Annotated in this window: 16 protein-coding genes; 6 read left to right on the forward strand and 10 right to left on the reverse strand. The window is 47.6% G+C overall.

Annotated elements, in window-relative coordinates:
• Positions 1-61: 61 nt before the first annotated feature.
• Positions 62-529: a hypothetical protein gene (locus QUA50_RS23655; protein ID WP_333259573.1), complete on the reverse strand. Its 468-nt coding sequence runs from the start codon at positions 527-529 to the stop codon at positions 62-64.
• Between the two features lie 932 nt (positions 530-1,461).
• Between QUA50_RS23655 and QUA50_RS23660 the strand changes: the two genes are divergently transcribed.
• On the forward strand, positions 1,462-6,021 hold the full coding sequence (locus QUA50_RS23660) for a PAS domain S-box protein (RefSeq protein WP_333259576.1): 4,560 nt from the start codon (positions 1,462-1,464) through the stop codon (positions 6,019-6,021).
• Positions 6,022-6,448: 427 nt separating this feature from the next.
• Here the strand turns inward: QUA50_RS23660 and QUA50_RS23665 are convergent, their stop codons facing one another.
• Both QUA50_RS23665 and QUA50_RS23670 read right to left on the reverse strand, forming a co-directional pair.
• On the reverse strand, positions 6,449-10,390 hold the full coding sequence (locus tag QUA50_RS23665) for an EAL domain-containing protein (protein ID WP_333259579.1): 3,942 nt from the start codon (positions 10,388-10,390) through the stop codon (positions 6,449-6,451).
• A gap of 282 nt (positions 10,391-10,672) precedes the next feature.
• Entirely contained in the window at positions 10,673-10,810 is a 138-nt protein-coding gene (locus tag QUA50_RS23670; RefSeq protein WP_333259582.1) for a hypothetical protein, read from the reverse strand.
• Positions 10,811-10,964: 154 nt separating this feature from the next.
• Here QUA50_RS23670 and acnB point away from each other — a divergent pair, with 154 nt between their 5' ends.
• A complete protein-coding gene (gene acnB / locus QUA50_RS23675; protein WP_333259585.1) occupies positions 10,965-13,580 on the forward strand; it encodes a bifunctional aconitate hydratase 2/2-methylisocitrate dehydratase in 2,616 nt (871 codons plus the stop codon).
• A 154-nt stretch (positions 13,581-13,734) separates the two neighbouring features.
• On the opposite strand, the gene QUA50_RS23680 is transcribed toward acnB, so the two are convergent.
• Positions 13,735-13,956, reverse strand: coding sequence for a hypothetical protein (locus QUA50_RS23680; protein ID WP_333298887.1), 222 nt, complete (start codon positions 13,954-13,956; stop codon positions 13,735-13,737).
• Between the two features lie 88 nt (positions 13,957-14,044).
• Here QUA50_RS23680 and QUA50_RS23685 point away from each other — a divergent pair, with 88 nt between their 5' ends.
• From QUA50_RS23685 to QUA50_RS23700, 4 genes are all read left to right on the forward strand, one after another.
• On the forward strand, positions 14,045-14,308 hold the full coding sequence (locus QUA50_RS23685; protein ID WP_333259588.1) for a hypothetical protein: 264 nt from the start codon (positions 14,045-14,047) through the stop codon (positions 14,306-14,308).
• Between the two features lie 177 nt (positions 14,309-14,485).
• A complete protein-coding gene (locus QUA50_RS23690; RefSeq protein WP_333259590.1) occupies positions 14,486-14,842 on the forward strand; it encodes a hypothetical protein in 357 nt (118 codons plus the stop codon).
• Positions 14,843-14,863: 21 nt separating this feature from the next.
• Complete coding sequence (locus QUA50_RS23695) at positions 14,864-15,307, forward strand: nucleic acid-binding protein (RefSeq protein WP_333259593.1); 444 nt, start codon at positions 14,864-14,866, stop codon at positions 15,305-15,307.
• A gap of 85 nt (positions 15,308-15,392) precedes the next feature.
• On the forward strand, positions 15,393-15,773 hold the full coding sequence (locus QUA50_RS23700) for a cupin domain-containing protein (RefSeq protein ID WP_445242800.1): 381 nt from the start codon (positions 15,393-15,395) through the stop codon (positions 15,771-15,773).
• Between the two features lie 196 nt (positions 15,774-15,969).
• Here the strand turns inward: QUA50_RS23700 and QUA50_RS23705 are convergent, their stop codons facing one another.
• From QUA50_RS23705 to QUA50_RS23730, 6 genes are all read right to left on the reverse strand, one after another.
• On the reverse strand, positions 15,970-16,629 hold the full coding sequence (locus QUA50_RS23705; protein ID WP_333054004.1) for a pentapeptide repeat-containing protein: 660 nt from the start codon (positions 16,627-16,629) through the stop codon (positions 15,970-15,972).
• A gap of 161 nt (positions 16,630-16,790) precedes the next feature.
• Positions 16,791-18,440, reverse strand: coding sequence for an ABC transporter substrate-binding protein (locus QUA50_RS23710; RefSeq protein ID WP_333259598.1), 1,650 nt, complete (start codon positions 18,438-18,440; stop codon positions 16,791-16,793).
• Between the two features lie 306 nt (positions 18,441-18,746).
• Positions 18,747-23,207 carry a PAS domain S-box protein gene (locus QUA50_RS23715; protein ID WP_333259601.1) on the reverse strand — a complete coding sequence of 1,487 codons (4,461 nt, stop codon included), beginning with the start codon at positions 23,205-23,207 and terminating at the stop codon, positions 18,747-18,749.
• A 505-nt stretch (positions 23,208-23,712) separates the two neighbouring features.
• Positions 23,713-25,188, reverse strand: coding sequence for an adenylate/guanylate cyclase domain-containing protein (locus tag QUA50_RS23720; RefSeq protein ID WP_333259604.1), 1,476 nt, complete (start codon positions 25,186-25,188; stop codon positions 23,713-23,715).
• 70 nt (positions 25,189-25,258) lie between these two features.
• On the reverse strand, positions 25,259-25,603 hold the full coding sequence (locus tag QUA50_RS23725) for a slr1659 superfamily regulator (RefSeq protein WP_333259849.1): 345 nt from the start codon (positions 25,601-25,603) through the stop codon (positions 25,259-25,261).
• A gap of 349 nt (positions 25,604-25,952) precedes the next feature.
• Positions 25,953-26,531 (reverse strand): DUF6272 family protein, encoded by a 579-nt coding sequence (locus QUA50_RS23730; RefSeq protein WP_333259607.1) that lies wholly within the window; start codon positions 26,529-26,531, stop codon positions 25,953-25,955.
• Between the last annotated feature and the right edge of the window lie 71 nt (positions 26,532-26,602).

Below are 26,602 nucleotides of genomic sequence, written 5' to 3' on the forward strand. Positions count from 1 at the left end.
CGGGCCCGTCTTTTAAGGACGGGCCCGACGCCCATCCCACAATAACAATTAAAATTCTAAGTTATTTAATTCGCGATCCTAAGTTTGTAGCATTTCGTTGCTTGTAGCAGCAGATCGCCACTTCAATATAGTAATTTATATTGAGTATGACAGTGCGATCTGTCTGTCGGAAGTAGGATTCTCGGATTTCAACCGCGCTTTGATACATATCATCGATCGTGTTTGTTAGGCTGTATGTCACAAGCCGAAAAATGGTCGCAAGGAACCGATCGATCGACATAAAATTTACTCTTGAAGAATTGGTAAAAACGCAAAAACTTGCCAAAGCAGTTGAACTTCGTTGGCGCGACAATACCATCAGAGTTTCTCTATAAATTAAAGCAAAAATCTGCCATCTTTTCTTCACTACTAAACCAACCGCAGAAGCAGTCGGTTTGGGCCGATCTCTCACTCGCGATCGCATTCTCCAACAACACCCTGGCACTTTAAAGGTAGAAAGCGAAATGCGAGTTTCTACGTAATTTATCATTACTTCGCCCAAACTTTAATCCTCGCGATCGCCATTTATATCGATCTAGCTTGAAATACCTTTACTTTCTCCCAAAATGTGATACCCTAAATATTTGTATTATCTAAAATTTTTACAATTGTCAAAAATCGCAAAAATCGGGAGGCAAAAAGTCTCCGCGCGTGGGGGCGCGTTGCGGTAGGAAATAAGAATTGAGTTAAGAAAATTTAACCACAGCCTGCAACGACCTCAACTGTTTTACCGAAAACTAACCTCTGATTCGGTGAATTTAAATCAATTTAAAAAATCCCATCTCTCGGATAAAATAACGAGAAGGCAAGGAAAAATATTTAAAACGTTGGCAGATCCTAAAGATTGTAAAAAATCTAATTTAGCAGAGATAAATCGAGCATTACTTAAAACTCTAGAAAAGGCGATCGCCTAAATTCAAACAAATTTTAAAATAGGCGAGCCCAACAGAATATTCCCTCGGCAAAACAAGGAAATCATTAATCGAGGTTGCGGTAATAATAAAAAGGTGACAATTGAAACGGAAGGCGAGCAAAAAAAATGTCAAAATTAGTCAGAGACGATCCTCCCGATCGCGAAAGGGAACCGGGTTTCTGGTTTCCACTTTCGGAGATTCCCTGACTTGATTGCGTTAATAAACCGGGTTTATGTGTAAGTTTTGTTAGCATTATTCTCAATAATTGACAATTGATGAAGTAGCAAATTATGCCAATTATTCAGTAAATATACGGAAGCTAAGACGCTCGATGGACTTCCCAATCTCGAAAAAATACGGAAATGCAGCCTGAGTAGATGCTAAGTGCTAGCAGAATGAGGAGAATAGGTTCTTTGCCTTTTTGAGTTACCAGGCTCAACTTGCAGAACACTATTGAGATGCCATCAACCTCGATACCAAACCGCAAAATAACTAAATAAAAAGCATTATGTTTCATGAATACCTGTATCACGAAGTAATCAACCTGCGCGAGAAACTAGCTCACCTAGAAAGAGAAACGCAGTCTCAAACCTGGTTCAAAAAGCTGCAAGCGCTGATGGGAGTGATTGGCAAAATTCGTGAATCCCTAGACTTAGAAACAATATTCAAAATCACAGCCACCGAAGTTCGGCAACTCCTAAATGCCGATCGAGTCGCCGTCTACCGCTTCTTTCCCGAATCCGAATGGAATGAGGGCGAAGTAGTGTCCGAAGACGTACTGCCCCAATACAGCCCATCTTTGGGAACCAGAGTCCGCGACTACTGTTTCGGCGAACAATTTGCCGCCAACTATGCCAAAGGATACGTCCAAGCAGTCACGGACATCTACAAAGCCCGGTTGAGCCCTTGTCATCTCAAAATCCTCAAGCGATTTCAAATCCGAGCCAACTTAGTCGTACCGCTGCTGCAAGGGAAACATTTGTGGGGATTGCTGTGCATTCACTCCTGCGGTCAACCCCGCCAGTGGCAAGAAGACGAAATCGAATTTGCCAGACAAGTAGGCGACCATTTAGCAGTTGCCATCCACCAAGCCGAACTGCACTTGCAAACCCAGAGGCAAATAGCACAAATCGAATCCACGCAGCAGAAACTCCGCGACAGCGAGCAAAAATATCACCAAATTCTCGATTCGATCGGCGATATGGTATTAGTCAAAGGCCCCAAATCGAAAATTGTTTGGGCAAATCAAGCATTCCGCGACTATTACGGCATGACTGAAGAGGAACTTCAAGGCATCGTAGATGCACCTTTCGCCGATCCAGACAATACTCTGCAGTACGTCAGAGATGACGCCTTCGTATTTGACACCGGACAGACTCTCCAAATTTCGGAAGAACCGGTGACGCGCTACGACTCAGAAGTGCGGCTGTTCAGCACCGTCAAAACACCGATCCGCAACGCAGACGGGCAAATCGTCATGACTGTCGGCGTCTCCCGCGACATGACGGAACGCAAACAAGCAGAAGAAGCCGTCAAAGCCAGCGAAAGCAAATACCGCAGCCTGGTAGAAACCTCCCAAGACATGATTTGGTCGGTCGATGCTTCAGGACGCTACACCTTCGTCAACCCAGCAGTTAAGTACATCTACGGTTACGAACCAGAAGAAATGATCGGTCGGCTCTTCTCCGACTTTATGACACCAGAACAAAGCCAGAAAGATTTAGAAGTTTTCGCCCAGTTGTTGACCGAAGAATCAGTTTTCCAGTACGAAACCACCCAAATCGCCAAAGACGGCAGCATGAAACATTTGATGTTTAACGCCATCGCCCTGTACGACGAAACCGGAAACTGCCTCGGCACAACGGGTACAGCCACCGACATTACCGATCGCAAGCGAGCAGAAGCAGCCTTGCAACACGCCAACGCAGAACTAGAGCGCAGAGTAGAAGCACGCACGGCAGAACTGCGCCAGACTTTTGCCGCCCTCACGGCTAGCGAAACCAAGTTTCGGACGATCGCAGCCACCATGCCCGGAGCTCTGTTCCAGTTTTGCAACCGTGACGGAGTTTGGCGCATTGACTACATGAGCGATCGCATCTTCGACATCAGCGGCGTCACAGCAGCAGAAATGATGCAAGACATCAATACATTCATTTCCCGCGTCCACCCCGAAGACTTGGAAAGCTACATCGCTTCGGTGAACCAGGCCATAGAAAACCTCTCCCTGTGGCACTACGAAGGGCGGTTAGTCAAGCCCGACGGCGAGATTCGCTGGTGGCAGGGCGACTCCACGCCCACCCGCAGCGAGAACTGCGAAATCGTATTTTGCGGCGTATTGTTCGACATTACGGATCGCAAAGTTGCCGAAACCGCCATCCGCCAGAGCCAGCAGCAGCTCAAAGAAGCCCAGAGACTCGCCCACGTGGGCAATTGGGAATTCTACCCAGCCACGGATACCGTCACTTGGTCGGAAGAACTCTTCCGCATCTTCGGGCTCGAACCGGCACAGGCAGCGCCCAGCCTAGAGCAGCAAATCTCTTGGTATCATCCAGAAGATGTGGAATTGTGGCAAACGCAAGTACAGCAGAGCCTCGCAACAGGCATTCCCTTTGATTTTGACTACCGTTTTTACCGTCCCGACGGCACATTGCGACACCTGAACGCCGTGGGCAAAACCGAAACCGATGCGAACGGCAAGGTGGTAAAACTGTTCGGTACGGCGATCGACATTACCGATCGCAAAGCCGCCGAAGCAGCACTGCGACAAGCAGCAGTCGAGTTAGAAGACAGAGTGAGCGATCGCACCGCCGAACTTTCCCAAGCAGTCACCCAATTAGAACAAGAAATTGGCGATCGAAAACTTGCAGAAGCAGCGCTGCAAGTTTCCGAGCAAAACCTGCGAACCATATTTAACAATGTCTACGATGCTATCTTCATTCACGATTTAGAAGGCAACATTCTAGATGTCAATAATCGAATGTTAGAAATGTACGGAGTGAGCCAGGAACAAGCAACAAAATTATCAATTAAAAACGACTATTCAAGCGCCGACAATCCCATTGAACAAATGGAAGAACTTTGGGAAAGAGTATTAGCAGGCGAAACAGGTCGCGTGGAATGGAAAGCGAGGCGTCCCAAGGACGGTTCAACTTTTGATGCAGAAATTGCCCTGTCCAGAATTAATCTCAACGGCAATCTCAGCATCATTGCCAACGTCCGAGATATTAGCGGTCGCAAACAGGCAGAAGCCGAATTGCAACACGCTCAAAATTTTATGGAATCAGTGCTCAAAACCATACCCGTAGCAGTGGTTGCCAAGGATGCCCGAGAACTGCGGTTTGTTCTGTGGAACCCAGTAGCTGAACAGTTACTGGGTTTCAGTGCAGCAGAAGTTATCGGCAAAAATGATTACGACTTTTTCCCAACACAACAAGCTAATTTTTTCACAGCCAAAGACCGGGAAGTGCTCAACAGCGGGCAAATTGTAGAAATCGCCGAAGAAGAGATAGAAACGAGCCGAGGAGAAACGCGGATATTTCACAGCAAGAAAACATCCATACTCGATGCTGATGGCACACCGCAATATCTATTAGCAATTACCGAAGACATTACCGATCGCAAGCGGGGAGAAATTGCCTTGAGGCGATCGGAATCCCGACTCAGACAGCAGGCAGAGCGAGAAAAACTGCTCAACAACCTCACGACTCAAATCCGCAATTCCCTCGATTTCGACAGCATTATTGCCGTCGCAGTCCAAGAAATTCGGGCTTTCATGCAGATCGATAGGTGCTATTTTTCCTGGTATCGCAGCGAACAAGAAGAGGCTTTTTGGGAAATTATTCAAGAATCTCGCAGAATAGAACTTCCCGATTTAATAGGTTCCTATAAAGCTTCTGACTTCGGCACTATAGGAGAACAGATGTTGCGTCTAGAAACACTGCAAATCGATGATGTCGGAGCGCTTGCAGACCCTGTTTGGAGAAAGTCTCTTAACTCTCTGGGCTACCAATCTGTCTTGGCAATTCCGATGCAGGCACTTTCGGGAGTAGTGAGCGTTGTTACCTGCGCCCACTCCGCTGCTGTGCGACCCTGGAGTGACGACGAAGTAGAATTATTGCAAGCGGTTACAGTTCAATTGGCGATCGCCCTCAACCAAGCCGATCTTTACGCCCAAACTCGCAATAAAGCTCTCGAATTAGAACAAACCTTGCAGCAATTAACCAGCACTCAATCGCAGTTAATTCAAAATGAAAAAATGTCAAGTCTCGGTCAACTTGTGGCAGGAGTTGCCCACGAAATCAATAACCCAGTTAACTTTATTTACGGCAATCTCAGCCACGCCAACGACTATACCCAAGACTTGCTACACCTGATCGAACTTTACCAAAACCACTATCCAGATCCAGTCCCGGAAATTCAAGAGGAAGTAGACAATATTGAACTCGACTTTCTGATGAAAGACTTGCCAAAGTTGCTTTCTTCAATGAAAGTCGGTGCAGACAGAATTCAACAAATTGTTGCTTCTCTCCGCACATTTTCCCGCATGGACGAAGCTGAAAAGAAAGCAGTCAACATCCACGACGGCATAGATAGCACCCTGATGATTTTGCAGCACCGGCTCAAAGCTAAACACAACCATCCAGAAATTGAGGTAATTAAAGAATACGCGCAACTGCCCTTAGTAGAATGTTATGCCGGACAGTTAAATCAAGTATTTATGAACATCTTGAGCAATGCTTTGGATGCTTTAGAAGAACGGGATCTGCGCCGTTCTGCTGAGGAAAAGCGGCAACAGCCGAGCAACATCCGCATCCGCACTGAACTATCGCCAGGGGGCAAAGTAATCATTCGGATTGCTGACAACGGGCCGGGAATACCGGAGACTGTCGGCACTCGGCTTTTTGACCCGTTTTTTACCACTAAACCTGTGGGTAAAGGCACCGGGATGGGCTTGTCAATTAGCTATCAAATTGTTACAGACAGACACAACGGGTCGCTGAAATGCACTTCTTCGCCAGGACAGGGTACAGAATTGGCGATCGAGATTCCCCTCAAAGCTAATTGTTAATAGGGAATTGGTAAGTGGTAATTGGCAGTTGGCAATTGCGAAAGCGTTACTGCGCGTCAGTTTGGTAATTCTCAACTATATCAATTCCGGTAGCGTAGTCCCGATAAAATCCAATCAACAATCAACAATCACCGACGGTGCAACCCGACTCGATATAATTCATCTGCGTTAATCTGTGTTTATCTGCCCCCATCTGCGGTTTTAAAAATATAATTCCTTAACCGCAGATGACAAGGGATTAGCGCGGATTCACGCAGATGCAGAGAAGAGATATATGAATAATTCCGATGCTAACAAATTTGATATCATCACCAAAAATCTAATTTTGATGCACCATTTGTTCCCTGGTGCATCAGTTTTGAGATTGTGAGTTTGTAGCAAAAATGTCTTCACCGGGTGAGGCATCATTGACCAATCTTTACGTCACTCAGTCCATAATTTCTATATTACCCAGATTTATCAGGATTTCTGTCACTGCAGAACTGTCCAAAGGTTTAGAAAACCAATATCCCTGAGCTAATTCGCAGCCTAGTTCTCGAAGCTGTGATAACTGTTCGGCTGTCTCTACACCTTCGGCGATCGCATTCAATCCCAAATTGTGAGCCAAAGTTACGATCGCCCGCACAATTTGCAAAGGCTGACCCCCGCCGTCACCATTTTCGACAGCCCCCAAGCGACTCACAAAAGATCGATCGATCTTCAGTGTATCCAGCGGAAAACGGTGCAAGTAACTCAAAGACGAATACCCAGTACCGAAATCGTCGATCGACAATCGAATATTTCTAGCTTTTAATTGGGCTAGCACAATATTGGCTTTCTTCACATTTTCCACGATCGCACTTTCAGTAATCTCCAATTTTAAACAGCTCGGATCCCAGCCAGTTTCTGCTAAAATTTCATCGATTTCCTCGATTAAATTTGGGAAACCTAACTGTTTAGGAGAGAGATTGACACTCATTGTTAATTGCGAAGGAGCAATAATGGGTAATTTAAAATTCGGCATTGGTATCTGGGAAGTTGTACCGAACGTAGCCGAAGTATTGGGAATTGGGAATTGGGAATTGGTAATAGAGGAGTGGAAATCGCTAATCGGGAATTGGTAACTGGGAATTGGTAATTTTTTACCGATTCTTTCTTTCCTGTTCCTTGTTCCGACTTCAATCGGACTTCTTCCGTCTTCCTTCGTTAACATTTCTTGCCAAATCCGCAATTGCTGACAAGCTTCCCGCAACACCCAGGCTCCCAGAGGCACGATCAAACCTGTTTCTTCAGCTACAGGGATAAAAGTAGACGGCGGAACTAGACCCCGAACTGGGTGGTGCCAGCGCACCAAGGCTTCAAAACCTTCGAGCGCACCGCTGGCGATCGAAACAATCGGTTGGTAGTGCACAATAAAGTGCGAACATTGGTCTTTGCTCTCTCCTAATTCCTCCTTGCCCAAAATAGCCAACCGCAGGTCAGTTTCTAACTGCAACAGCGACATAGTTTGGTCGTGCATCGCCAAATTAAACACCTCGTGGCGGGCCTTACCCAAAGCTTTAGCGCGGTACATAGCGATGTCAGCATCGCGTAGGAATTCTTCCGGGTGAGTGTACGAATTCGATTCGCCACTGGCGGTGGCTTCGCTTCGACTGAAAACAATGCCAATGCTAGCGCTGGTAAATACTTCGTGCCCTTCGAGATGAAACGGCTTCGTCAGTTCTTTTTGTATCTTTTTAGCTGCGAGGGTGGCGTCGCTGAGGCTCTGAATGTGGTCTAGCAGGATCGTGAATTCGTCTCCCCCCAGTCGGGCGACGGTATCAGAAACCCGGACGCAGGTTTGCAGTCGCTGGGCGAGGGCGATTAGCAGTTTGTCTCCTAAAACGTGTCCTAAAGAATCATTAACTACTTTGAACCGGTCTAAATCTAGGAAAAGTAAACCAAATTTGTACTCGGGGGACTGATTGGATCTGCGGATGGCTTGTCCTAGCCTGTCGATGAACAAAACCCGGTTGGGCAAACCAGTCAGCGCATCGTGAAAAGCGCCGTGCAGCAGTTGCCGTTCTACTCGCTTGCGCTCGGTGACATCTCGGATAATAATCTGGCCGGCCGTCGAGCCTTGATAAGTAGCGGGGATGCCGGCCATTTCCACGTCTATTATTTGTCCGTCGAGCCGCATTAGTTTTTGTTCGGCAAGGTCGAGCGGCTGATTTTCTGTCTCGACTAGCCGAATGCGCTCTGTGGCTATTTCCACATAGTTTGGATGGACGAAATGCAATATGGGAAAGCCAATCAGCGCTTCGGGAGAACTTGCACCGAGGAGTTTCGCCCCGGCAGCATTGATGTAGGCGATTTTCCCTTGACTGTGAACGGCGATCGCTTCGGGAGATAGTTCTACTAAACGGCGATAGCGTTCTTCACTTTCTTTGAGAGATACTATCAACTCCCATCGCTCTTTTTCAGCCTGCTGGCGTTCGACTTCCATTTGGTGAACCGCCAGAATTTTCCCAATACTTTGAGCCATCAATTCTATGATTTCTATTTCCTCGTACTTGAAATTTCTTTTCTTTATTTCGTGCGAACTAAAACTCAACGTGCCGTAAGTTTTATTGTTGACAAATATCGGCGTTCCGATATAAGATTCAGACTTGCAGTTCTGATAAGCAGGATGTTCGCGCATCTCAATATTTGCTCCGATATGAGAATACGCAACTGTTTTGTTAAGTTTAATGACTGCAGCGCAGTAAGTATCGCTGAGGTTCAATTCTAAGCCTCGCACAAAGTATTCTAACTCTGTTTTAGCGGCTCGGACAATAAAAGTCTCGCTTTCAACTTCAGCCATGATGCCCATAGAAAGTCCAAACATCAAACAGCCGGCTGTGAGATAATCGTCAACCAGTTCTTCAAAATTTTGATAATGATAAGTTGTAATCCGGTGCAAGTGTTTGAGATTAGCGCTAAAAGCTGCTAAAGCTTGAGATTTTAAAAATAATTCTTCTTCCGAACGCTGGCGGTCGGTAATGTCTGTTTGTACTCCAATAAAGTGGGTTAAGTGTCGCCGCGAGTTGTAAACCGGAGCGATCGACAATTCGTGCCAAAAAGGCGTGCCGTCTTTCCGAAAGTTGCGTAATATAACTTGAGCTTCTCTGCCTTCTTCAATCGCAATTCGCAATTCTTTGGCAGCGGGGGTATCAGTGTCTGTGCCCTGCAAAAATCGGCAATTTTTGCCCATTAACTCGTCTCTGCTATAACCAGTAATCCGCTCAAAACTCGGATTGACATAAATAATCGGATTATCTGCTACGGTTGCGTCGGTGATTGCAATGCCGTTGCTGCAACTTTCGATCGCCCGTTCCATCATTTGTAAGCGCTCTTGCGATATAATCCGCTCGATCGCCGCAGCTAACACGTTGGCGATCGCTTCTACAAAATAAACGTCATCTTGAGTGAAAACCCGCCCTTGGCTGGTATGAACCCCCAAAATGCCCCAGGCCGGCGAGGAGGAACTGTTCGCTGGTTCTGCTTGTCCCCAGTTCCTCAAGAGTCCCCGATTGCCGGGAATAATTACAGTAACGCCGCTGACAGCCCGGTGGTTGTGCAGTAGCGGCAACTCGCTAAAGCGCGTTTCCACCCGCAAATCTTCGACGATTGTCGGTTCGCCCACTAGCAATGTGTAACCTGCTTGCGATCGGGCAGAAGCGGCAACAGTAGCGCTGCCGACGAGGCCCGGCTGCCAGCCAACTCCCGCTCGCAGCATAAAAGCATGACCGGAGGGCAACAGTTCTAACACCTGGCAATAATCAACGTCCAGGGTTTGAGCAATTAAAACCGCAGCTTTGTCCATCAGTGCGGACAAATCTGTTTCGGCCAGGGCCTGCTGCCCCAAGTAAGCTACTGCTGCTTGCTGGCGGGCTCGCGAGTGGATTGACGCGAGCAATTCCTGCTCCTTGGCGGCCGCTCGCTTCCGATCCGTAATGTCACTGAACACCGACAGAACAGCTTTCCCCGACACCAATGTCAGATACCGCATCGATACACTTGCCCAAAACAGCGTGCCGTCAGCTTTTTTAAGCCGGACTTCTGTCTCGCGTACCAGTCCGTTGCGGGCTAGCCGCAACAGCAATTCCTGGCGCTCTGCAGGTTTGTGGTAGAGCATTTCGGCTTTTTGGCGGTCGATCGACTTAAATCCTGTGAACCCGAAAGCCTGACGACATAAATCGTTACTATAAATAATTGTGCCGTCCCCCAGACTGCTCACGATCAGGGGTATTGGCATCGAGTTGGCGATCGTCAGCAGTAATTCTTTGGTTCCTTGCAGCTCTTTGTACAAGTCTGGCTTGGAGGCCCAGCCGTGACAGTCTTCAGAGTTTTCAGGGATAAAACTTTCCATTGTTTAATCGATCCATTAGCAGGACAACTTTTTTAAACTTGTGGTAAATGACGATTTCAGACGCAGAGCATTAGTAACAACTGAAGACTTAATTTCATTTGTCAATCAGTAAGATTACTCAAAAAAACTGCTTTTCTAGGAGTAGAAAATTCGCGATTTGGGAGTGGGTGGGCATAAATATGGCGACCGGCATGATTCCTCGATCGCCCGAATTTGAGTTTTCTACCCACAATCCGAGTATATTTTGAGCATAATTGCTGATTGACAAATGCTTCCCTAGCTTTAGTTGTCAGGGATGGATGCTTGCTGTCGATCGACAGCAAGCATCCACACATTAATCTTAACCAGAACTATGCAACTGAACGCCCCTAAACTGCTGGGCTGGAGTTTGATATCCTGCACTCCCGGTGGAGAACACATCTGTCTTTGGTATGAAAATCTACTGTTTTTAAAGTTGCGTTAAGTTTTGATGTATGGCGAGGTACTTTACCCAATGTGCAGCGGAAGCTCCTAATCTAAAAAGTAAAGTCACCTACTTGCCAACCACCGAATACTATCCGAGGAGAGAGGAGAAATGCTTGAATCTTACCGCCGTACCGAGGCCGAACGTGCCCGTGAGGGAATTCCACCGCTGCCGCTAGACGCCCAGCAAACGTCGGAACTGTGCCAACTGCTGAAAAATCCGCCGGCAGGAGAAGAAGAAACCTTAATAGAATTATTGCGCGATCGCGTCCCCCCAGGCGTAGACAGCGCCGCCTACGTCAAAGCTGGTTTTTTAACTGGCATTGCAAAAGGCGAAATCCACAGCCCCCTAATTGCTCCCAAATGGGCAGTTTACCTGCTGGGGACAATGATGGGCGGTTACAACGTCCAATCTTTAATCGATTTGCTCAACCCCACTGCCGAAACCGCCATTCCCGCCACCGCCGCCCGGGCACTGAGCAAAACGTTGTTAGTATTCGACGCTTTCCACGACGTTATAGCTTTGTCTGATACAAATCCCTACGCCAAGCAGGTAGTAGATTCTTGGGCGGATGCCGAATGGTTTACAGGCCGTCCTGTATTGCCAGAAGCGATTACCGTTACAGTCTTCAAAGTTCCTGGAGAAACCAATACTGACGACTTGTCGCCTGCACCTCATGCTACCACGCGGCCGGACATTCCCCTACACGCTTTGGCGATGCTCGAAAGTAAGATGCCTGGGGCTTTGCAAACCATTGCAGACTTGAAGCAAAAAGGCCATCCCGTAGCCTACGTCGGTGATGTTGTCGGTACCGGTTCGTCGCGGAAATCGGCGATTAATTCCGTGCTCTGGCACATTGGCAATGATATTCCGTTTGTGCCGAACAAGCGCAGCGGCGGTTATATTTTAGGAGGTGCGATCGCCCCGATATTCTTCAATACCGCTGAAGATTCCGGCGCATTGCCGATCGAATGCGATGTCTCCAAAATGGAAACAGGAATGGTAATTACCATCCATCCCTACAAAGGCGAAATCACCAACGAAGCCGGAGAAATCATCACCACCTTCACCCTAAAACCCGACACAATTCTAGACGAAGTTCGCGCCGGCGGCCGAATTCCGCTATTAATTGGAAGAACTTTAACCGACAAAACCCGCGCCGCTTTAGGACTAGAACCCAGCACTATTTTTACTCGTCCTACAATCCCAGTAGATACGGGAAAAGGCTTTACTTTAGCACAAAAAATGGTAGGCAAAGCTTGCGGTTTGTCCGGCGTTCGCCCCGGTACATCTTGCGAACCAGTAATGACAACAGTCGGCTCGCAAGATACCACCGGGCCAATGACTCGCGACGAATTGAAAGAACTTGCTTGTTTGGGATTTAGCGCCGATTTGGTAATTCAAAGTTTCTGCCACACCGCCGCTTATCCAAAACCAGTTGATGTCAAAACTCACCATGAATTGCCCGATTTCATGTCTCAGCGGGGCGGCATAGCTTTGCGGCCCGGAGACGGCATTATTCACTCTTGGCTGAACCGGATGTTATTGCCGGATACAGTGGGAACTGGCGGCGATTCTCACACTCGTTTTCCTTTGGGAATTTCCTTTCCTGCAGGTTCGGGATTGGTGGCATTTGCTGCAGCCTTGGGCGTCATGCCTTTGGATATGCCGGAATCAGTTTTAGTGCGGTTTAAAGGCGAATTGCAGCCCGGAGTAACCCTGCGGGATGTTGTGAATGCAATTCCCTATGTGGCGATTCAAAAAGGTTTGCTAACCGTCGCGAAACAGAACAAGAAAAATGTCTTTTCTGGGCGGATTATGGAGATTGAAGGTTTGCCCGATTTGAAAGTCGAGCAGGCTTTTGAATTGACCGATGCGACGGCCGAGCGTTCTTGCGCCGGATGCACGATTAAATTGAGCGTGGAGACTGTTTCCGAGTACATTCGCTCCAATGTCGCGCTGCTCAAAAACATGGTGGCGCGGGGCTATCAAGATGCGCGGACGATGATGCGCCGGGTAGCGAAGATGGAGGAATGGCTGGCAAATCCGGTGCTGCTGGAAGCTGATGCTGATGCGGAGTACGTTGAAATCATCGAAATCGATTTGAACGAGATTAAAGAGCCGATCGTGGCTGCTCCCAACGACCCGGATAATGTTAAGTTGTTGAGTGAGGTTGCGGGCGATCGGGTTGACGAAGTATTTGTCGGTTCTTGCATGACAAATATCGGTCACTACCGCGCCACAGCGAAGGTGTTGGAAGGTGCAGGGGAAGTCAAAACCCGCCTGTGGATTTGTCCGCCAACTCGGATGGACGAACAGCAACTCAAAGAAGAAGGTTATTACAGCATTTTTGGAGCCGCTGGAGCGCGTACAGAAATGCCCGGTTGCAGTCTTTGTATGGGCAATCAAGCGCGGGTTAAAGATGCGACAACGGTTTTTTCAACTTCTACTCGCAACTTTAACAACCGCATGGGCAAAGACGCGCAAGTTTATCTCGGTTCAGCCGAATTGGCGGCAGTTTGTTCGCTGTTAGGTCGCATTCCTACAGTCCAAGAATACAATGACATTGTGTCGAAGAGAATCGATCCTTTTGCTGGTGATTTGTATCGGTATTTGAATTTCGATCGAATTGCTGGTTTTGAGGATGAAGGCAGAGTGATTGCTTTGGAAGATATGCCTCGCATTGAGGATATTTTGGGGATTCCCGATGGTGTGCTGAGCAAGTAAAAAGTACGGCGGCTGTATTCATCTGCGTCGATCGGCGTATATCTGCCGACATCTGCGGTTAAAACTCAAAGAAACCGGGTTTTTTACAGTTGCTATCGGCTGTAACGCCTCTTCTGGGCAAAAACCCGGTTTCTTACTGCTCGTGCGTCTAGGACTATGCTTGAATCCAAAATCCAAAATTTAAAATCCACAATGGATTGACAGCCGCCCCCTCTGCGGCTACGCTTTGAAGTGAGAGGTTGCTTTGCTTGTAGAGAAGGCAGCCCGCGTCGCCCAAAAATCTAGTTGCACTGCCCAAAGCTGTTGGAGCAGCAATGGACAGCATAACCGCCAAACTGAAACAGGCAGTCTGGAGGCTAACGGAGTATCTTAACATTCTCTGTAGCCGCCCTGCTATGTGTTGAAATGCGGGGCGGCTGGGTTTTTGGGTTTTCCTAGAAAACCCAAAACCAGGAGAACATAATATGTCACAGGAATTCTTGTCTGACGATAACTTGGACGTTAGCGCAGCCCTCGAAGAGGATCGCCCAAATTCAGACTCAGCAATATCCGAACAGGATGTAGTGCTGTTAACGGTTGTCGGTTCGCCGAAGGGTGTCAGGGAAACCATACTGACTTTGTACCGGCTGGGATTTGCCCAAGTCGGCGATTGGAGTCCCGTACAGCGTGCGGCTAATCCGAAGCAGGTGATGAGCGTGCTGATTCGCCGTCGTTCGCGCAAAGCGTAGGTGTTCGATCGTTCCCAGGCAATAGCCTGGGAACCAGTTACAGGTGAAGCTTTTGGAAGGGGCGAGTTTATTGTATTGTTTGTTTGCGACATAGATGGTTGGTGAAACTCGCTCCAGACTCCGATCGTGGTCGATCGACCGGACATAATATAAATAAGAGAGCGGAGGAAAGTAATTATGTCAGAACAAGTTTTAATCAGCGTAAGCCAAGCGACAGCAACTTCAGCGCCAGAAACTCGCAGAGGCGAAGAAATTGTAGATTTTTTGCGGGAGATTCAGCAAACTCCGAGAGAATATTGGCCAAACTTACTTCAGATGATTCGGCTATTTCGCTCCACAGTAACAATGAAGCCAGGTATCCCCGATACTTCGATAAAAGCTACAGACGAAATTAAGACAATCGATCCCGTACAGCAGCACCAAGCTCTGAGCAAGCTGCTACAGTCTTGGGTAGACGATGGAGATGAACAGGAGCAAACAGAAACCGCTGAATTTCTCCGCAAGGCACTAGAAGAAAACCCGGTGCATATATAAGAGCATTCCACGAACAGAATAGTGTTGTTAGATTCTGGGCCTTTAGGAATTGTTACAAATCCCAAAGCCGCCTCTCCTTTATATCAAGAGGGGCAACTTTGGCTGCAATCTTTGCCGCTGAAAGGTTACATTGTAATGCTCCCTGAAATTGCTGACTATGAGGTGAGGCGCGAATTAATTCGTGCAGGTAAGGCGGCAGGTATTAGACGACTTGATGAACTTAAATCGCAACTTCCCTACCGTCCTTTGACTACAAAAGTAATGCTTTTGGCCGCTCAGTTGTGGGCCGAAGCACGAAGCAGAGGAAGACAAACAGCAGAACCTAATGCACTTGACGGGGATGTGATTTTGGCGGATCAAGCAATATTGGAGGCAAATGAAGGGAATGAGGTGGTAATTGCTACAACAAATGTGGGGCATTTGTCTCAGTTTGTGGATGCTCGCGAATGGCGACTAATTCAGTAATGTTTAAATCGATCGCACTTACCCTATCCCTGCTATACTTTCAACTACAGATATTTTTACAGACACCGTTAGCGAGATAAACAGCATGGTGGAAACAGTGGAGACAAGCGAAAAAATTGACGATCGCACACAAACCCGCTACTGGGGTCAAGTTACAGTCATAGACGCGGGCGATCGTTATAAGATCAATCGCATTGAAGTCAAGCCGGGGCATCACATCAGCACCCAAATGCACTATCACCGCAGCGAGCACTGGGTTGTCGTCTCCGGTACCGCTAAAGTTATCTGCGACGACAAAGAGACGATTCTCATGCAGAAACAGTCAACCTACGTTCCCATGAATACTGCTCACCGCGTAGAAAATCCAGGAGTTATTCCCTTGGTGATGATTGAAATCCAAAATGGTGAATACCTCGGCGATGATGACATTATCCGCTTCGCCCAAGATGCTCACGAGGCAGATTGATCCTAGATCCAAATATGAAGCAATCGCAGACGCCAAGAAAAAGCTTCGCACACCGAACAATCATCTACGCTACGCAGCGACGGGAAACAAGATAAATCCTACAATTAAAAATTTAGGGGCAATTTCAGAATTGCCCCTACCTTATTATATTAAGCTTGTTAAGCACCAGAATTTGATATAGCAAGTGGCGATCGTCCTAGGGCAAAGAAGCGTTTTTCAAATCTACATTTGCCATATTGGCATTCTTTAAATTGGCACCTGTCAAGTCCGAACCGTTCAAATTTGCACCGTTCAAATTTGCATTGGTCAAATTTGCATCCCGCAAGTTGACTCCCTGTACGTCGATTCCCGACAAACTGCCACCTCTGAGGCTGACATTCGCTAAATTGGCTACAGACTGGCGAGCATTTCTCAGATTTGCACCCGCCAAATTGGCGCTTTCTAAATTAGCACCGATTAAATTAGCGCTGGTGAGGTTGGTATTTTTCAAACTCGCAATCACTAAACCCGCCAAACTCAGATTAGCGCGGCTCAAATCAGCACCCTCCAAATTAGCCCCGTGCATTTTAGCAGCAATTAAACTCGCACCTTGCAATTTAGCTTGTTTCAGATTTGCTTCGTTCAGTTTGGCTTCGTTCAAATTTGCACCGTTCAAATTTGCACCGCTCAGATTCGCACCGCTCAAATCTGCCCCGCTCAGATTGATACCAGCAAGCTGCGCTCCTGTCAAGTCACATTGGCTACATTTTTTAGTTTCTAATAATTGCTTGACGTGGGATACGTTTTCTGCCTTTACTCCCGATGCCAAACCGATCGCAATTAGCACCCCTGTTGTTGTTAAAATCCCAAATTTCATATACCACCCTCAGCAATATCTCTCTGTTAATAATATCGCACATTATTAAAGAGGGTTGGGTGATCGGTCTCTTTGATAAACTGTGACAATCATCACCCTGTTGTGCACAAAATATGCAATAATTATTGACGTTTCAACTCCCCCAAAATTATTGTAAATAATTATTGCTTTTTCAGGAACCAAAAAGGAAAAGATTGCGTCGGTTCGAGACGGACTCCGGTGATGCTGTTCTGAGCAAAGGTATAGTCCTTATCCTGCCAAAGAGGGATGAAAGGTACATCTTGACCTAGTATGTCTTGAATTTCCGCAAACAGAGCTTTGCGGGTTTCAGGATTTGCTTCTTTTCGTTGCTTGTCGATCAGTTCATTGACCCGATCGTTATAATAGAACGAACCCTGACCTTGGCTAGCACCCTTTTCACAGCCCCCAGCCGCCGAACCCGTCGCACAATCTAAAAACGGCTGAATGTAATTATCGGCATCGAAAAAGTCGGCGTACCAATCCACTAAAACCGCAGGATAAATTCCCTTCTCTATGTTTTGAAACAAAGTCGGAGATTCAACGCTGTTAATTTCTACCTGCATTATCCCGTCCATTTTGAGTTTAGTTTGCGCCTCGATCAGACTCGCGACTAAAGCTCGTTTTGTGGAAGCTGAAGGATACCAAAGTTGCAGAACAAAAGGATTGGTGGCTGAGTATCCAGCTTTCGTTAAAAGTTCCTTAGCCTTTGTCGTGTTGGCATCTCCGTACAGTTCTTTAAAAACCGGTTTTTGAACGTCGAAGGTTGTAGGGATCAGACTGTAAAGCGGTTGTGCTTGTCCGCGCAGTACGCGCTCATTAATCAGGGGGCGATCCATCGCTGCTGCGATCGCCTGTCTCACTTCTAACTTATCCAACGGTTTAGACTTAGTATTCAGCGTCATGTAACTAACCGTACTGCTTTCCCCCGCAATTTCCTGCCATTTCCCTTGTTTTGCTCCCTCGCCCAAGCTTTGAACTTGGTCTGCATCCAGAGACAAATAAGCCACATCAACTGCACCAGTCCGAAAACTATTGAACAAATTAGAGGGACTAGAAAGCAGCAAAAGGTCAATTCCTTGATTAAGCGGTTTTTCTCCCCAATACTTGTCAAACACATCAAACTTGAGAGAATCGCTGCCGTACTTCGCCAACTTGTAGCGTCCCGTTCCCACAAACGTATCGGGTTTAAATTTACCCTCGCCAATCTCGTAGGCTTTCGGAGAAACTGCACAAGTCCCGGCAAATGTCAATAGGGAAGGAAAAGCAGCAAAAGGCTTTTTGAGTTGAAAAGTTAATTCGTATTCGCCCGTCGCTTTCACAGATTCTACGGCATCGCTCAACAAGAAAGCCGGACGGCCGCCATTTTTGATAAACCGCTGCAAGGAAAACTCCATTGCTGCGGCATTAAACGGTGTGTCATCGTGAAAAATAACGCCTTGACGCAAGGGGATGGTATATGTCAATCCGTCTTGGCTAACTTTGGGAAGTGCTGTCGCTAAGTGAGGAATTAACTCAGTAGTTCCCGACTTGTAAGTGTAGAGAGTATCGCCCAAATTTTGCAGCAGTTGCCCTGAGATAATTTCGTAAGCGTCCGCAGGGTCGATCGTCCGCAATTTCAAGGTTGTGCCAATAGTAACGCGGTTATTGGCATTTTCGCCGCTCGCAGTGACCGATGGACGTGTTCTTTGCCCGCAACTTGCAGTTAACAAGCAGCACAGAAAGAACAGAGCTATGGCTTTAATCAGTGAAGGTTTTATATGTATTCTAGGCTGCTGCTTGTTGATTCCCATCGTCTGTTTTTGACACTCCAAATTATTGATTATATTATCAGGACTTACGCACTGTTAGACTAGAAACCGGATTAATTGATAGATTCTCATGTCATATCATGTCCGAGCGATTGACCGTAATATCCCGGCCGGGCGGGTTTTTGAGATTGGAGATTGTTGGCAGATATTGGCAGGTTTACCCGCCCCTACCTGATGAAGGGCGCGAAGCGGAGGGAATCGACCGAACACGATCTAATACAAATATCCCTGCCTAACCAGAGCAATTTAAAAGCGTGGTGATATTCGATCGGTTTGAGATCCTTCGGATCAATTTTTAGAGCTTGCTGGGCCATGACTGTTCTTGCTAAGAAGTGCGGCGATCGTCTTAATTAATTGATCCGGTTCGATCGGCTTTGCCAGATGTCGGTGAAATCCAGCTTGCAAAGCTTGCTGTCGATCGAACTCGCCCGCATAAGCTGTCAGGGCGATCGCGGGAATCAGCCCACCCCGTTCGGGCTCCAGGGATCGCACTTGCCGCAACAGCATATAGCCATCCATCCCCGGCATTCCAATGTCGCTCAACAGGACATCTGGCTGGAAATTACTCAAAGCTGCGATCGCTTCTTGAGGGACAGCAACACTCAGTACCTCTGCACCCGCATCTTCTAGCAAAAACGAAATCAACTCTCGCATATCCGGCTCATCATCTACCACAAGTATCCGCATCCCGGATAACGGTTCATCCGCAGTCGATCGTTCCGAAAATCCTGCCAGAGAGTTTTCTTGTCCCTTTACCTTCGGTGATAGGGGCAGACTTACGGTAAAGGTTGCCCCTTGCCCTTCACCCTGGCTATCTGCCGCAACAGTACCGCCGTGCAGTTCCACTAGATGCCGCACGATCGCCAGCCCCAATCCCAAGCCGCCAAACTTGCGGGTTGTCGCGCCATCTTTTTGCCGGAAGTAGTCAAACACGTAGGGTAAAAACTCCCGTGCGATGCCAATCCCTGTATCCGCCACCGTAATTTGAGCCCGATCGCCAACACGAGTCAAATTCACCTCAACACGCCCCCCGGCTGAAGTGAATTTGACCGCATTGGAAACCAGATTCCAGACAACCTGCTGCAAACGGCCCGAATCCCCCAAAGTCTGTCCGATCTGAGGATCTAACACAGTCCGAATGTCAATGGATTTGGCAGCTGCTGCCAAATTGACAGTTTCGATCGCCGATTCCACAGTTAAAGCTAAATCGACTGGACGAATATTCAGGCTTAGCTTACCTTGGAGAATTTTCGAGACATCGAGCAAATCTTCAATCAGTTCAGTTTGCAGCTTGGCATTGCGTTCGATCGTCGCTAACGCCTGTGCGGTTTTTGCCGCATCCAGCTTGCCAGTTTGCAGCAGCTTTGACCATCCAAGGATGGGATTGAGGGGCGATCGCAATTCATGGGAAAGTACCGCTAAAAACTCATCCTTGATGCGATTTGCCTGTCTTAGCTGTTCCGCTTGCTGCTGCAGTGAATCGTTCAGGTTGGCCCGTTCCAAAGCGATCGCGATCTGGTCGCAGATAGAGCCCAGCAGCTCGATTTCTGCAGCCGTGAAATGCGTCCGAGTCAGACTAACAAATGAGAGCGTTCCTAATAACTGCCCTTGAGCGATTAACGGTTGACCGACGTAAGCCGTGATGCCAAGTTCACAGAGGGCTTTAGCATTCGGATGAGTGGAGAATTCGGCTTGATTCAAGACAAGTTGCTGCTGCGTTTGGGCAACCAGTCCACAGAGATATTGGCCTAATTCGATCCAGGCGATCGCCTGCGCCCTTTCTTGTGAGATGCCATCATAGTTTCTCAAATGCAGCATCCGGCGGTTGTCTTTTTCTTCCACCATGAAGTTGTAGTAAGAATGCAGGTCGAGTTGCACTGCAAGTTTGCGGAATAGCCCGTCCATCAAAGCCAGAGGCTGTTCTGTATTCAAGAGATCGCGGGTAGTTTCGTACAGCAATTGCAGTCGCTCACTTGCTTGCCGCTGTGCGGTCTTGTCCTGCATGATTTTGACCAATCCCTGCGGACGATCGGCTTCATTAAGCAGGGGCATCATCAATCCACTCGCCCAAAAGTGATTCCCATCTTTGCGGACGTGCCAGCGTTCGTCTTCGGCCCGTCCTTCCAGTAGAGCTTTTTGCATCTCGTACTCGGCTTGTCCTTGTTCGTTATCTTCGGGTGTGAAGATCGTCCGGATCGGGCAACCAATTGCTTCTGTCTCGGTATAGCCCAACAGCCTTTGTGCCCCTGAGTTCCAACTGGCAATGATGCCGTTAAGGTCGATGGTGAAAATGGCATAATCTGTGACGCTTTCAAAGATCAGGCGGAGGCGGGATTCACTCTGGCGCAGGGCTTCCTCAGCTTGTTTGTGGTCTTCAATATCAACACAGGAACCGATGTAGCCCAAGAACTGGTCTTCCAATCCGTAGCGAGGAACACCTTCATCCATAATCCAACGGTATATGCCATCAAAGCGTTTCAAGCGATATTCCATCTTGAACGGTTGACGGGCATCAAAGGCAGTCACATAGGTGTCTAAACACCGATCGAGGTCGTCGGGGTGGACTTTTTCTGCCCAACCATTGCGCCTTTCTTGCTCGATCGTCCGTCCCGTAAAGTTTAGCCACGGGACGTTGAAGTAATAACAGAGTTTATCCGTGTCAGCCATCCAAATCAGCACAGGGGCAGCATCTGCCATCAGCCGGAACCGCGCCTCGCTCTCCCGCAGTGTGGCTTCGGCAAGTTTTCGCTCGGTGATATCGTTGACGAATGCTACAAACCCTTCCACTGTTCCCTGGCTGTTGAAGCGGGGAACATAGGTGGCATTGACATCACGGGTTCGACCATCTTTGTAGGGAAGTTGGCTTTCAAAGGTCACTTCCTGTCCAGCCAAGACTTGCTCAACATAAGGACGAATCCCTTCATAGGCAGTTTCGCCTAAAACCTCTGGCAGGTGCTTGCCGTAGATTTCCGCTGCCGGATGTCCAAACCATTCTTCATATGCTCGATTGTTGAAGCGGTAGCGCTGGTCTGAGTCTACAAAGGAGATCAAGGCAGGCACGGCATTGGTGACTAAACGAAGTTCTGCTTCTCGTTGTTGCAATACCTCCTCGGCCTGTTTTCGATCGGTGACATTTCGGAAATAAATGGTAATCCCGTTCGCGCCAGGGTAGGTGCGAACGTCATACCACCGATCGTGATCGGGATAAAACGCCGTGACTGACAAAGCAACGCGCTGGGCGGCCACGCGCCGATGAATCAGCTCAAACTCGCTGCCATCGAGTCCGGGGAATTCTTCCCAAAAATTCTTCCCAATCAGATCGCTTGCAGTGCGGTCTAGCAGAATTTCGGCTGAGGGATTTGCGTAAGTGAAACGCCAATTCTCATCAAGGGCAAAGAATCCATCATCTATGCTCTCCAGAATGTTGCGGCTGTGTTCTTCGCTCTCGCGCAACGCCTGGAACGATCGATCGCGCTCCAACGCGATGCTGGCAACTTGGGTGCCGAACTCGGCTAGTTTATATTCCCAGTCCGTCGGCATCCGCGCCTCGCTAAAACACAGCATCAGCGACCCCTGAGCTAGATTGTCCGGCCCGAGCACGGGTTGAGAATGACAGGCTAGAATGCCATGAGCCACGCATAAATTTCGCCATTCTTGCGACCAGCGATCGTCGTTGGCAATGTCGGCACAGGTCACGGGCTGACCGCTATACACTGCTTCGCCGCAGGTTCCAATGCACAAATCGTTAATGGGAGCATCTTGAAGTCCTTCCGCAAAAGACGGTGGAAAGTCGGGAGTAATGTATCTGTTAAACGTTAGGCGCTGAGCATCGGCTAGCAGGAAGCCCGCGCGGGTACCTGGATTCAGCCTGGATACTGAGTCACACACGGCTGCCAGACAGTCGTCGAGTGGCTGTCCGAATGCGATCGACTCCAGCAGTCGTTTCTGCTCGATTAGCAGGAGTTCCGCCTGTTTGCGATCGGTAATGTCGGCAAGCAAAACGGTCAGTCCACTGGGCGAAGGGTAAATTCGATGGTCATGCCAACCTTTCAAAGGTGAGTAGAGATAATCAAACTGGAGCGGCGTTTGTTCGCGCATTGCCCGATGAAACTGCACGTAAGCATCGGTGTCAACGGCTGCCGGAAATAGCTCCCAAACGTTCTCACCCAGAATCGCTGACTGCGGCATTCCAATCATTTCACAGTAGCGATCGTTGGCATAGGTGTAGCGCCAATCGCGATCGAGGATGTAAAATCCATCGTTGATGCTAGAAAGTACGGTTTCTAGCTGTTCTTTTGCCTCCGTCGCCGCAGTTTGCGCTGCTTCGCCCCGAACCTGGGCTTTTTGTTCTAGCGACCTTGCCTCGTGTAAAGTTTGCAAGGCTGCTTTCGCGTTTTTTACAGCCGTGCGCCACGATAGATTGAGTGAAGCGCTCAATCCTGCCGCGATCGAAAACATACCCAGCCGAACAACTGTCTCTACATTAAATATCTGTAAGGAATAGAACGGCTCAATAAAAAAATAGTTGATTGCCAGCGTGGATAAAATTGTTGCGAGTAAGCCAGCCCCGAAACTGCCATACCAGGCACTCACTATCACCGCGATGAAAAACAGGGGCATCGTGGTTGGGTAGAGCCACGGTAAAAGCGATCTGGTTAGCGCCAGTGCCAAAGCCACGGAGAGAGTCGCGACACCATAGGGAAGTAGTCGAATATCTCTGAAAATGCTTTTGATTCTCTCTAAACTCACCCTTTGTACTCCTTATCCGAAAAATATCTTGCCGCTGTGCCTTACTGCATTCGCGAAGCGTTGCATCTGGCAAATTACCTAACTCATCCAGCAAGATGTAAATTTGCTTGAGTGGCAAGCGACAAGTCGTAGCCTTTCCATTTTCCCAACGATTAATCGCGAGAAAGGTCATCCCTAATTCATCCGCCGACTTTTGCTGAGACAGGTTCAGCGCTTGCTGCATTTCTCGCACCAAATTACCGATCGCTGGTTGTTCCGCCCTCAGCCGTTCTATTTTGAAAGGCCTCAGAAGTAACAGCTATAAAGCTGTTTATATTTTACACTTTTGATAGACTACGGAGGTCTGTCATCTCTCTCAAGATATATATCAATCCTTACAGGAGTCGTAAATTTTTTATCCCACCCCAACCCTCCGCGAACCCGCAGGGAGAAAGTACGAAATTCACAAATGATGCGAGGATGGCTATATGAAGTCAATCTTAAATCTACAATAGACTAAGCTGCTTTAAATTCCTTTGAGGAGCGAGCGCCAATCCCGACAGCGTTTCAGGTAAATGCGAGCTACACGATCGCTGGGATTTGTTCGCAAACACTCTTCAAATAATTTTCCCGCTTCTCGGAATTCCTTGCGATCGCACAGTAACATAGCTTCATTATATACTGACAAATTTGCTAGCTTTGCCGACAAACTTTCCGGCGGATCTGCATCAAATACCTCATATACTACGACATATTGAGATTTTCCTTTTACCTGTACTTTATCCACAATTCTAATAGCATAATCTGTGGGATTTCGCAACCGTTCCAAAGTCTGCTGAGAAATTAACAGAGGTACGCCGTAATCTTTGGTCAATCCTTCAATGCGAGATGCTAAATTAACAGCATCGCTAATCACAGTGCTGTCCATTCGGTTTTTACCCCCGACTGTCCCCAGCATCAAAGAACCCGAATTGATGCCAATACCAATTTGAATCGGGACGTAGCCGACACCTTGACGGTATTCGTTGTAAGTTTTGAGGATATTTAGCATTGCAATACCAGCTTTCACTGCATCATCTGCAAAGTCACTAAACAAAGCCATAATTGCATCGCCGATGTATTTGTCAATAAACCCGTTATTGCTAGTAATCGCAGGCTCCATCCGCGAAAGGTAAGCATTGATAAATTTAAAATTTTCTTGGGGAGTCATAGTTTCTGAAAGCGTCGTGAAATCGCGAATATCCGCAAATAGCACCGACATTTCCTGCTGCACTTGGTCGCCTAAATGGACATCTATAATACTTTCATATCCCAACAAATTTAGAAACTGGTGCGGCACAAATCTACCGTAGGCATCAGTTAAGTCTGATTCGGCATCCAGGGATTTTTCTAAATTTTGGTTGAGGTCAAATAATTTCTTAATAAATAAATGGCGATCTGCTTCAGCTTCTTTGCGTTCCGTGACATCTTGAAAAACTGCGATCGCAAAAGCAACTTTGCGATCCTCGTCAAAAATTGGCGTTCCCCAAATCTCAAGGGGAACTTTCTTGTCGGGTTGATGAATTTCCAGATCCTCAGCCGTCGCGTTTTCGCCCCTCAAAGCTCGGACGATAGGCAAATTCTCGAAAGGGTAAATAGTCTCAGTTCCCGCGATATAAATTTGATAAGTTTCGGACAAATCCTCCACTGAATTTAAGGGCAAAACTCGTTGACCGAGTAACTGCTGTCCGGCGTGATTTACGTAGTAAGGTTTGCCTTGAGAATCCAGCACCAGCACGCCTATCGGAATTGCTTCGAGAAATTTAGCCAGCTTGATTTCGCCTTCGCGTACCGCCTCAAATGCGCGAGAACGCAACTCAGTTTCAACCGTATCGGAATGTTCAGCAGTAGTTTCCAGCAAAATTTCCAGATCCGCTTTTTCCTCCTTCAAGTCTTCCACTTGCTGGCGCAATCTTTCTATCTCTAAAAGTAGCTGTTCTCTAGATGGTTGTTCTTCCAGCATAACTCGAGAATTTGCGCCTCGACTAACAAAAAATTGCTCAACAGATAGCACCCTAAAAGTAATCGTGTTTTTATATAAATTCCAACTGCAAACCTGGCATCAGGCGCTGGAAATTTCTCAAAGATTTACCGTGCCAACCTATGTCTTGAGAGCCTTGTACCGCGATTTGCACTCTGGCTGTTTTGCGGATATCGATAATAAACTTCGATAGCATATTGATGCCAGAACTGTTCAAAAATTCTAACTGCTGCAAATTGAGGGTAATTTTCGTCGGTTCCACCTCGGCAACCTTCGTCAGCAATTGCGCTATCGGCGCGTACTCAGCAACCCCGCTCAGCCTTAGAGATCCAATAAAACTCACGGTTGCCGTTGCTGGATCGTAACAGATCTGATAATCTTCTGTATTAATTTCCATAGCCACAAAAAAAAGTCCCTTAGATATTATCGATCGCTAGCGTTGCTTATCAAAGAAATGGGTCTAAAACGCCGTCCTTATACGAGGGCTTTGAGCTAGAATAGAGAAGTCTACAGGCTCAAGACGGGTTGAAATAGCTACGATAAGAGCGCACCTTGACAGTTCGGAGGGGCAATGCTTAACTGAACCCTGAAGACACCAAGCTTTTTGCTTGAGTACAACGAAACATAGTCGCCTAGCGGGCATGGGGAGACTATAAACGGACGTGGAGCAACGGTAAGACTACTTTGGTAGCGCGTTGCTGTGAAGCGTTACGGAATCTTCGCTCATGAAAGGACGAGGAGGTATGTCAAACTGTTAATTGCACCATAGTTGTCACCGCAATTACTTCCGGGTCTTTGTGCACGGTCTGGAATTTCCAGCCAAGTTTGGCGGTATAATCGGTGAGCATCGACAACAAACCCAATCCAGAATTGGTACAGTTGTCGTCAGCAGCATTTTTTTCCAAGCGCTGAATGTAAAGTTCGCTTGGCTCCGAGGCCAGCAACTCCTGAATATAAGCCTGAAACTTGTCCACAGCTTGCGGAGAAATGCTGTTAGCCACTGAGAAAATCACTCCGTCGCTCTCTAATTGCAGTTTAATATCGATCGGGTACTCCGAGGTTTCATCATTAAACTTCATGGCATTTTCCAATAACTCGTTGGCAATGTAGCTAACAGCGCTTTTTATTTCAGCTTGTCTTTCAATTGTCGAGGGTTCGTCTTGATTGCCCGGAAAAAAAGTCGTCAGGTAGTCAGCCAGAAAATCAGCCGACAAACCGTTGTTCCGCCACCGCTGCTTGAGAGGAACCGAACTCGGAGAGAATCCAATTATTAAGTATTCTTGGCTAGCGGGCTGCTCGATGAAATCTCCGAAAATCTGAGTCATATCGATGTGAGAGCTAAAGTTTGAGAGGAGGGGGCTCGCTGAATACATTTTAAACTTTAGGAGGGATATCT

It is taken from the genome of Microcoleus sp. M2_D5, assembly GCF_036701935.1.
In the GTDB taxonomy this organism is placed as follows: Bacteria; Cyanobacteriota; Cyanobacteriia; order Cyanobacteriales; family Microcoleaceae; genus Microcoleus.

Bases quoted from the DNA above. Each gene is read 5' to 3' on its own strand.
- QUA50_RS23655 (WP_333259573.1), bottom strand. From the start codon at position 529: ATGATAAATTACGTAGAAACTCGCATTTCGCTTTCTACCTTTAAAGTG.
- QUA50_RS23660 (WP_333259576.1), top strand. From the start codon at position 1,462: ATGTTTCATGAATACCTGTATCACGAAGTAATCAACCTGCGCGAGAAA.
- QUA50_RS23665 (WP_333259579.1), bottom strand. From the start codon at position 10,390: ATGGAAAGTTTTATCCCTGAAAACTCTGAAGACTGTCACGGCTGGGCC.
- QUA50_RS23670 (WP_333259582.1), bottom strand. From the start codon at position 10,810: ATGTGTTCTCCACCGGGAGTGCAGGATATCAAACTCCAGCCCAGCAGT.
- acnB (WP_333259585.1), top strand. From the start codon at position 10,965: ATGCTTGAATCTTACCGCCGTACCGAGGCCGAACGTGCCCGTGAGGGA.
- QUA50_RS23680 (WP_333298887.1), bottom strand. From the start codon at position 13,956: ATGTTAAGATACTCCGTTAGCCTCCAGACTGCCTGTTTCAGTTTGGCG.
- QUA50_RS23685 (WP_333259588.1), top strand. From the start codon at position 14,045: ATGTCACAGGAATTCTTGTCTGACGATAACTTGGACGTTAGCGCAGCC.
- QUA50_RS23690 (WP_333259590.1), top strand. From the start codon at position 14,486: ATGTCAGAACAAGTTTTAATCAGCGTAAGCCAAGCGACAGCAACTTCA.
- QUA50_RS23700 (WP_445242800.1), top strand. From the start codon at position 15,393: ATGGTGGAAACAGTGGAGACAAGCGAAAAAATTGACGATCGCACACAA.
- QUA50_RS23705 (WP_333054004.1), bottom strand. From the start codon at position 16,629: ATGAAATTTGGGATTTTAACAACAACAGGGGTGCTAATTGCGATCGGT.
- QUA50_RS23710 (WP_333259598.1), bottom strand. From the start codon at position 18,440: ATGGGAATCAACAAGCAGCAGCCTAGAATACATATAAAACCTTCACTG.
- QUA50_RS23720 (WP_333259604.1), bottom strand. From the start codon at position 25,188: ATGCTGGAAGAACAACCATCTAGAGAACAGCTACTTTTAGAGATAGAA.
- QUA50_RS23725 (WP_333259849.1), bottom strand. From the start codon at position 25,603: ATGGAAATTAATACAGAAGATTATCAGATCTGTTACGATCCAGCAACG.
- QUA50_RS23730 (WP_333259607.1), bottom strand. From the start codon at position 26,531: ATGACTCAGATTTTCGGAGATTTCATCGAGCAGCCCGCTAGCCAAGAA.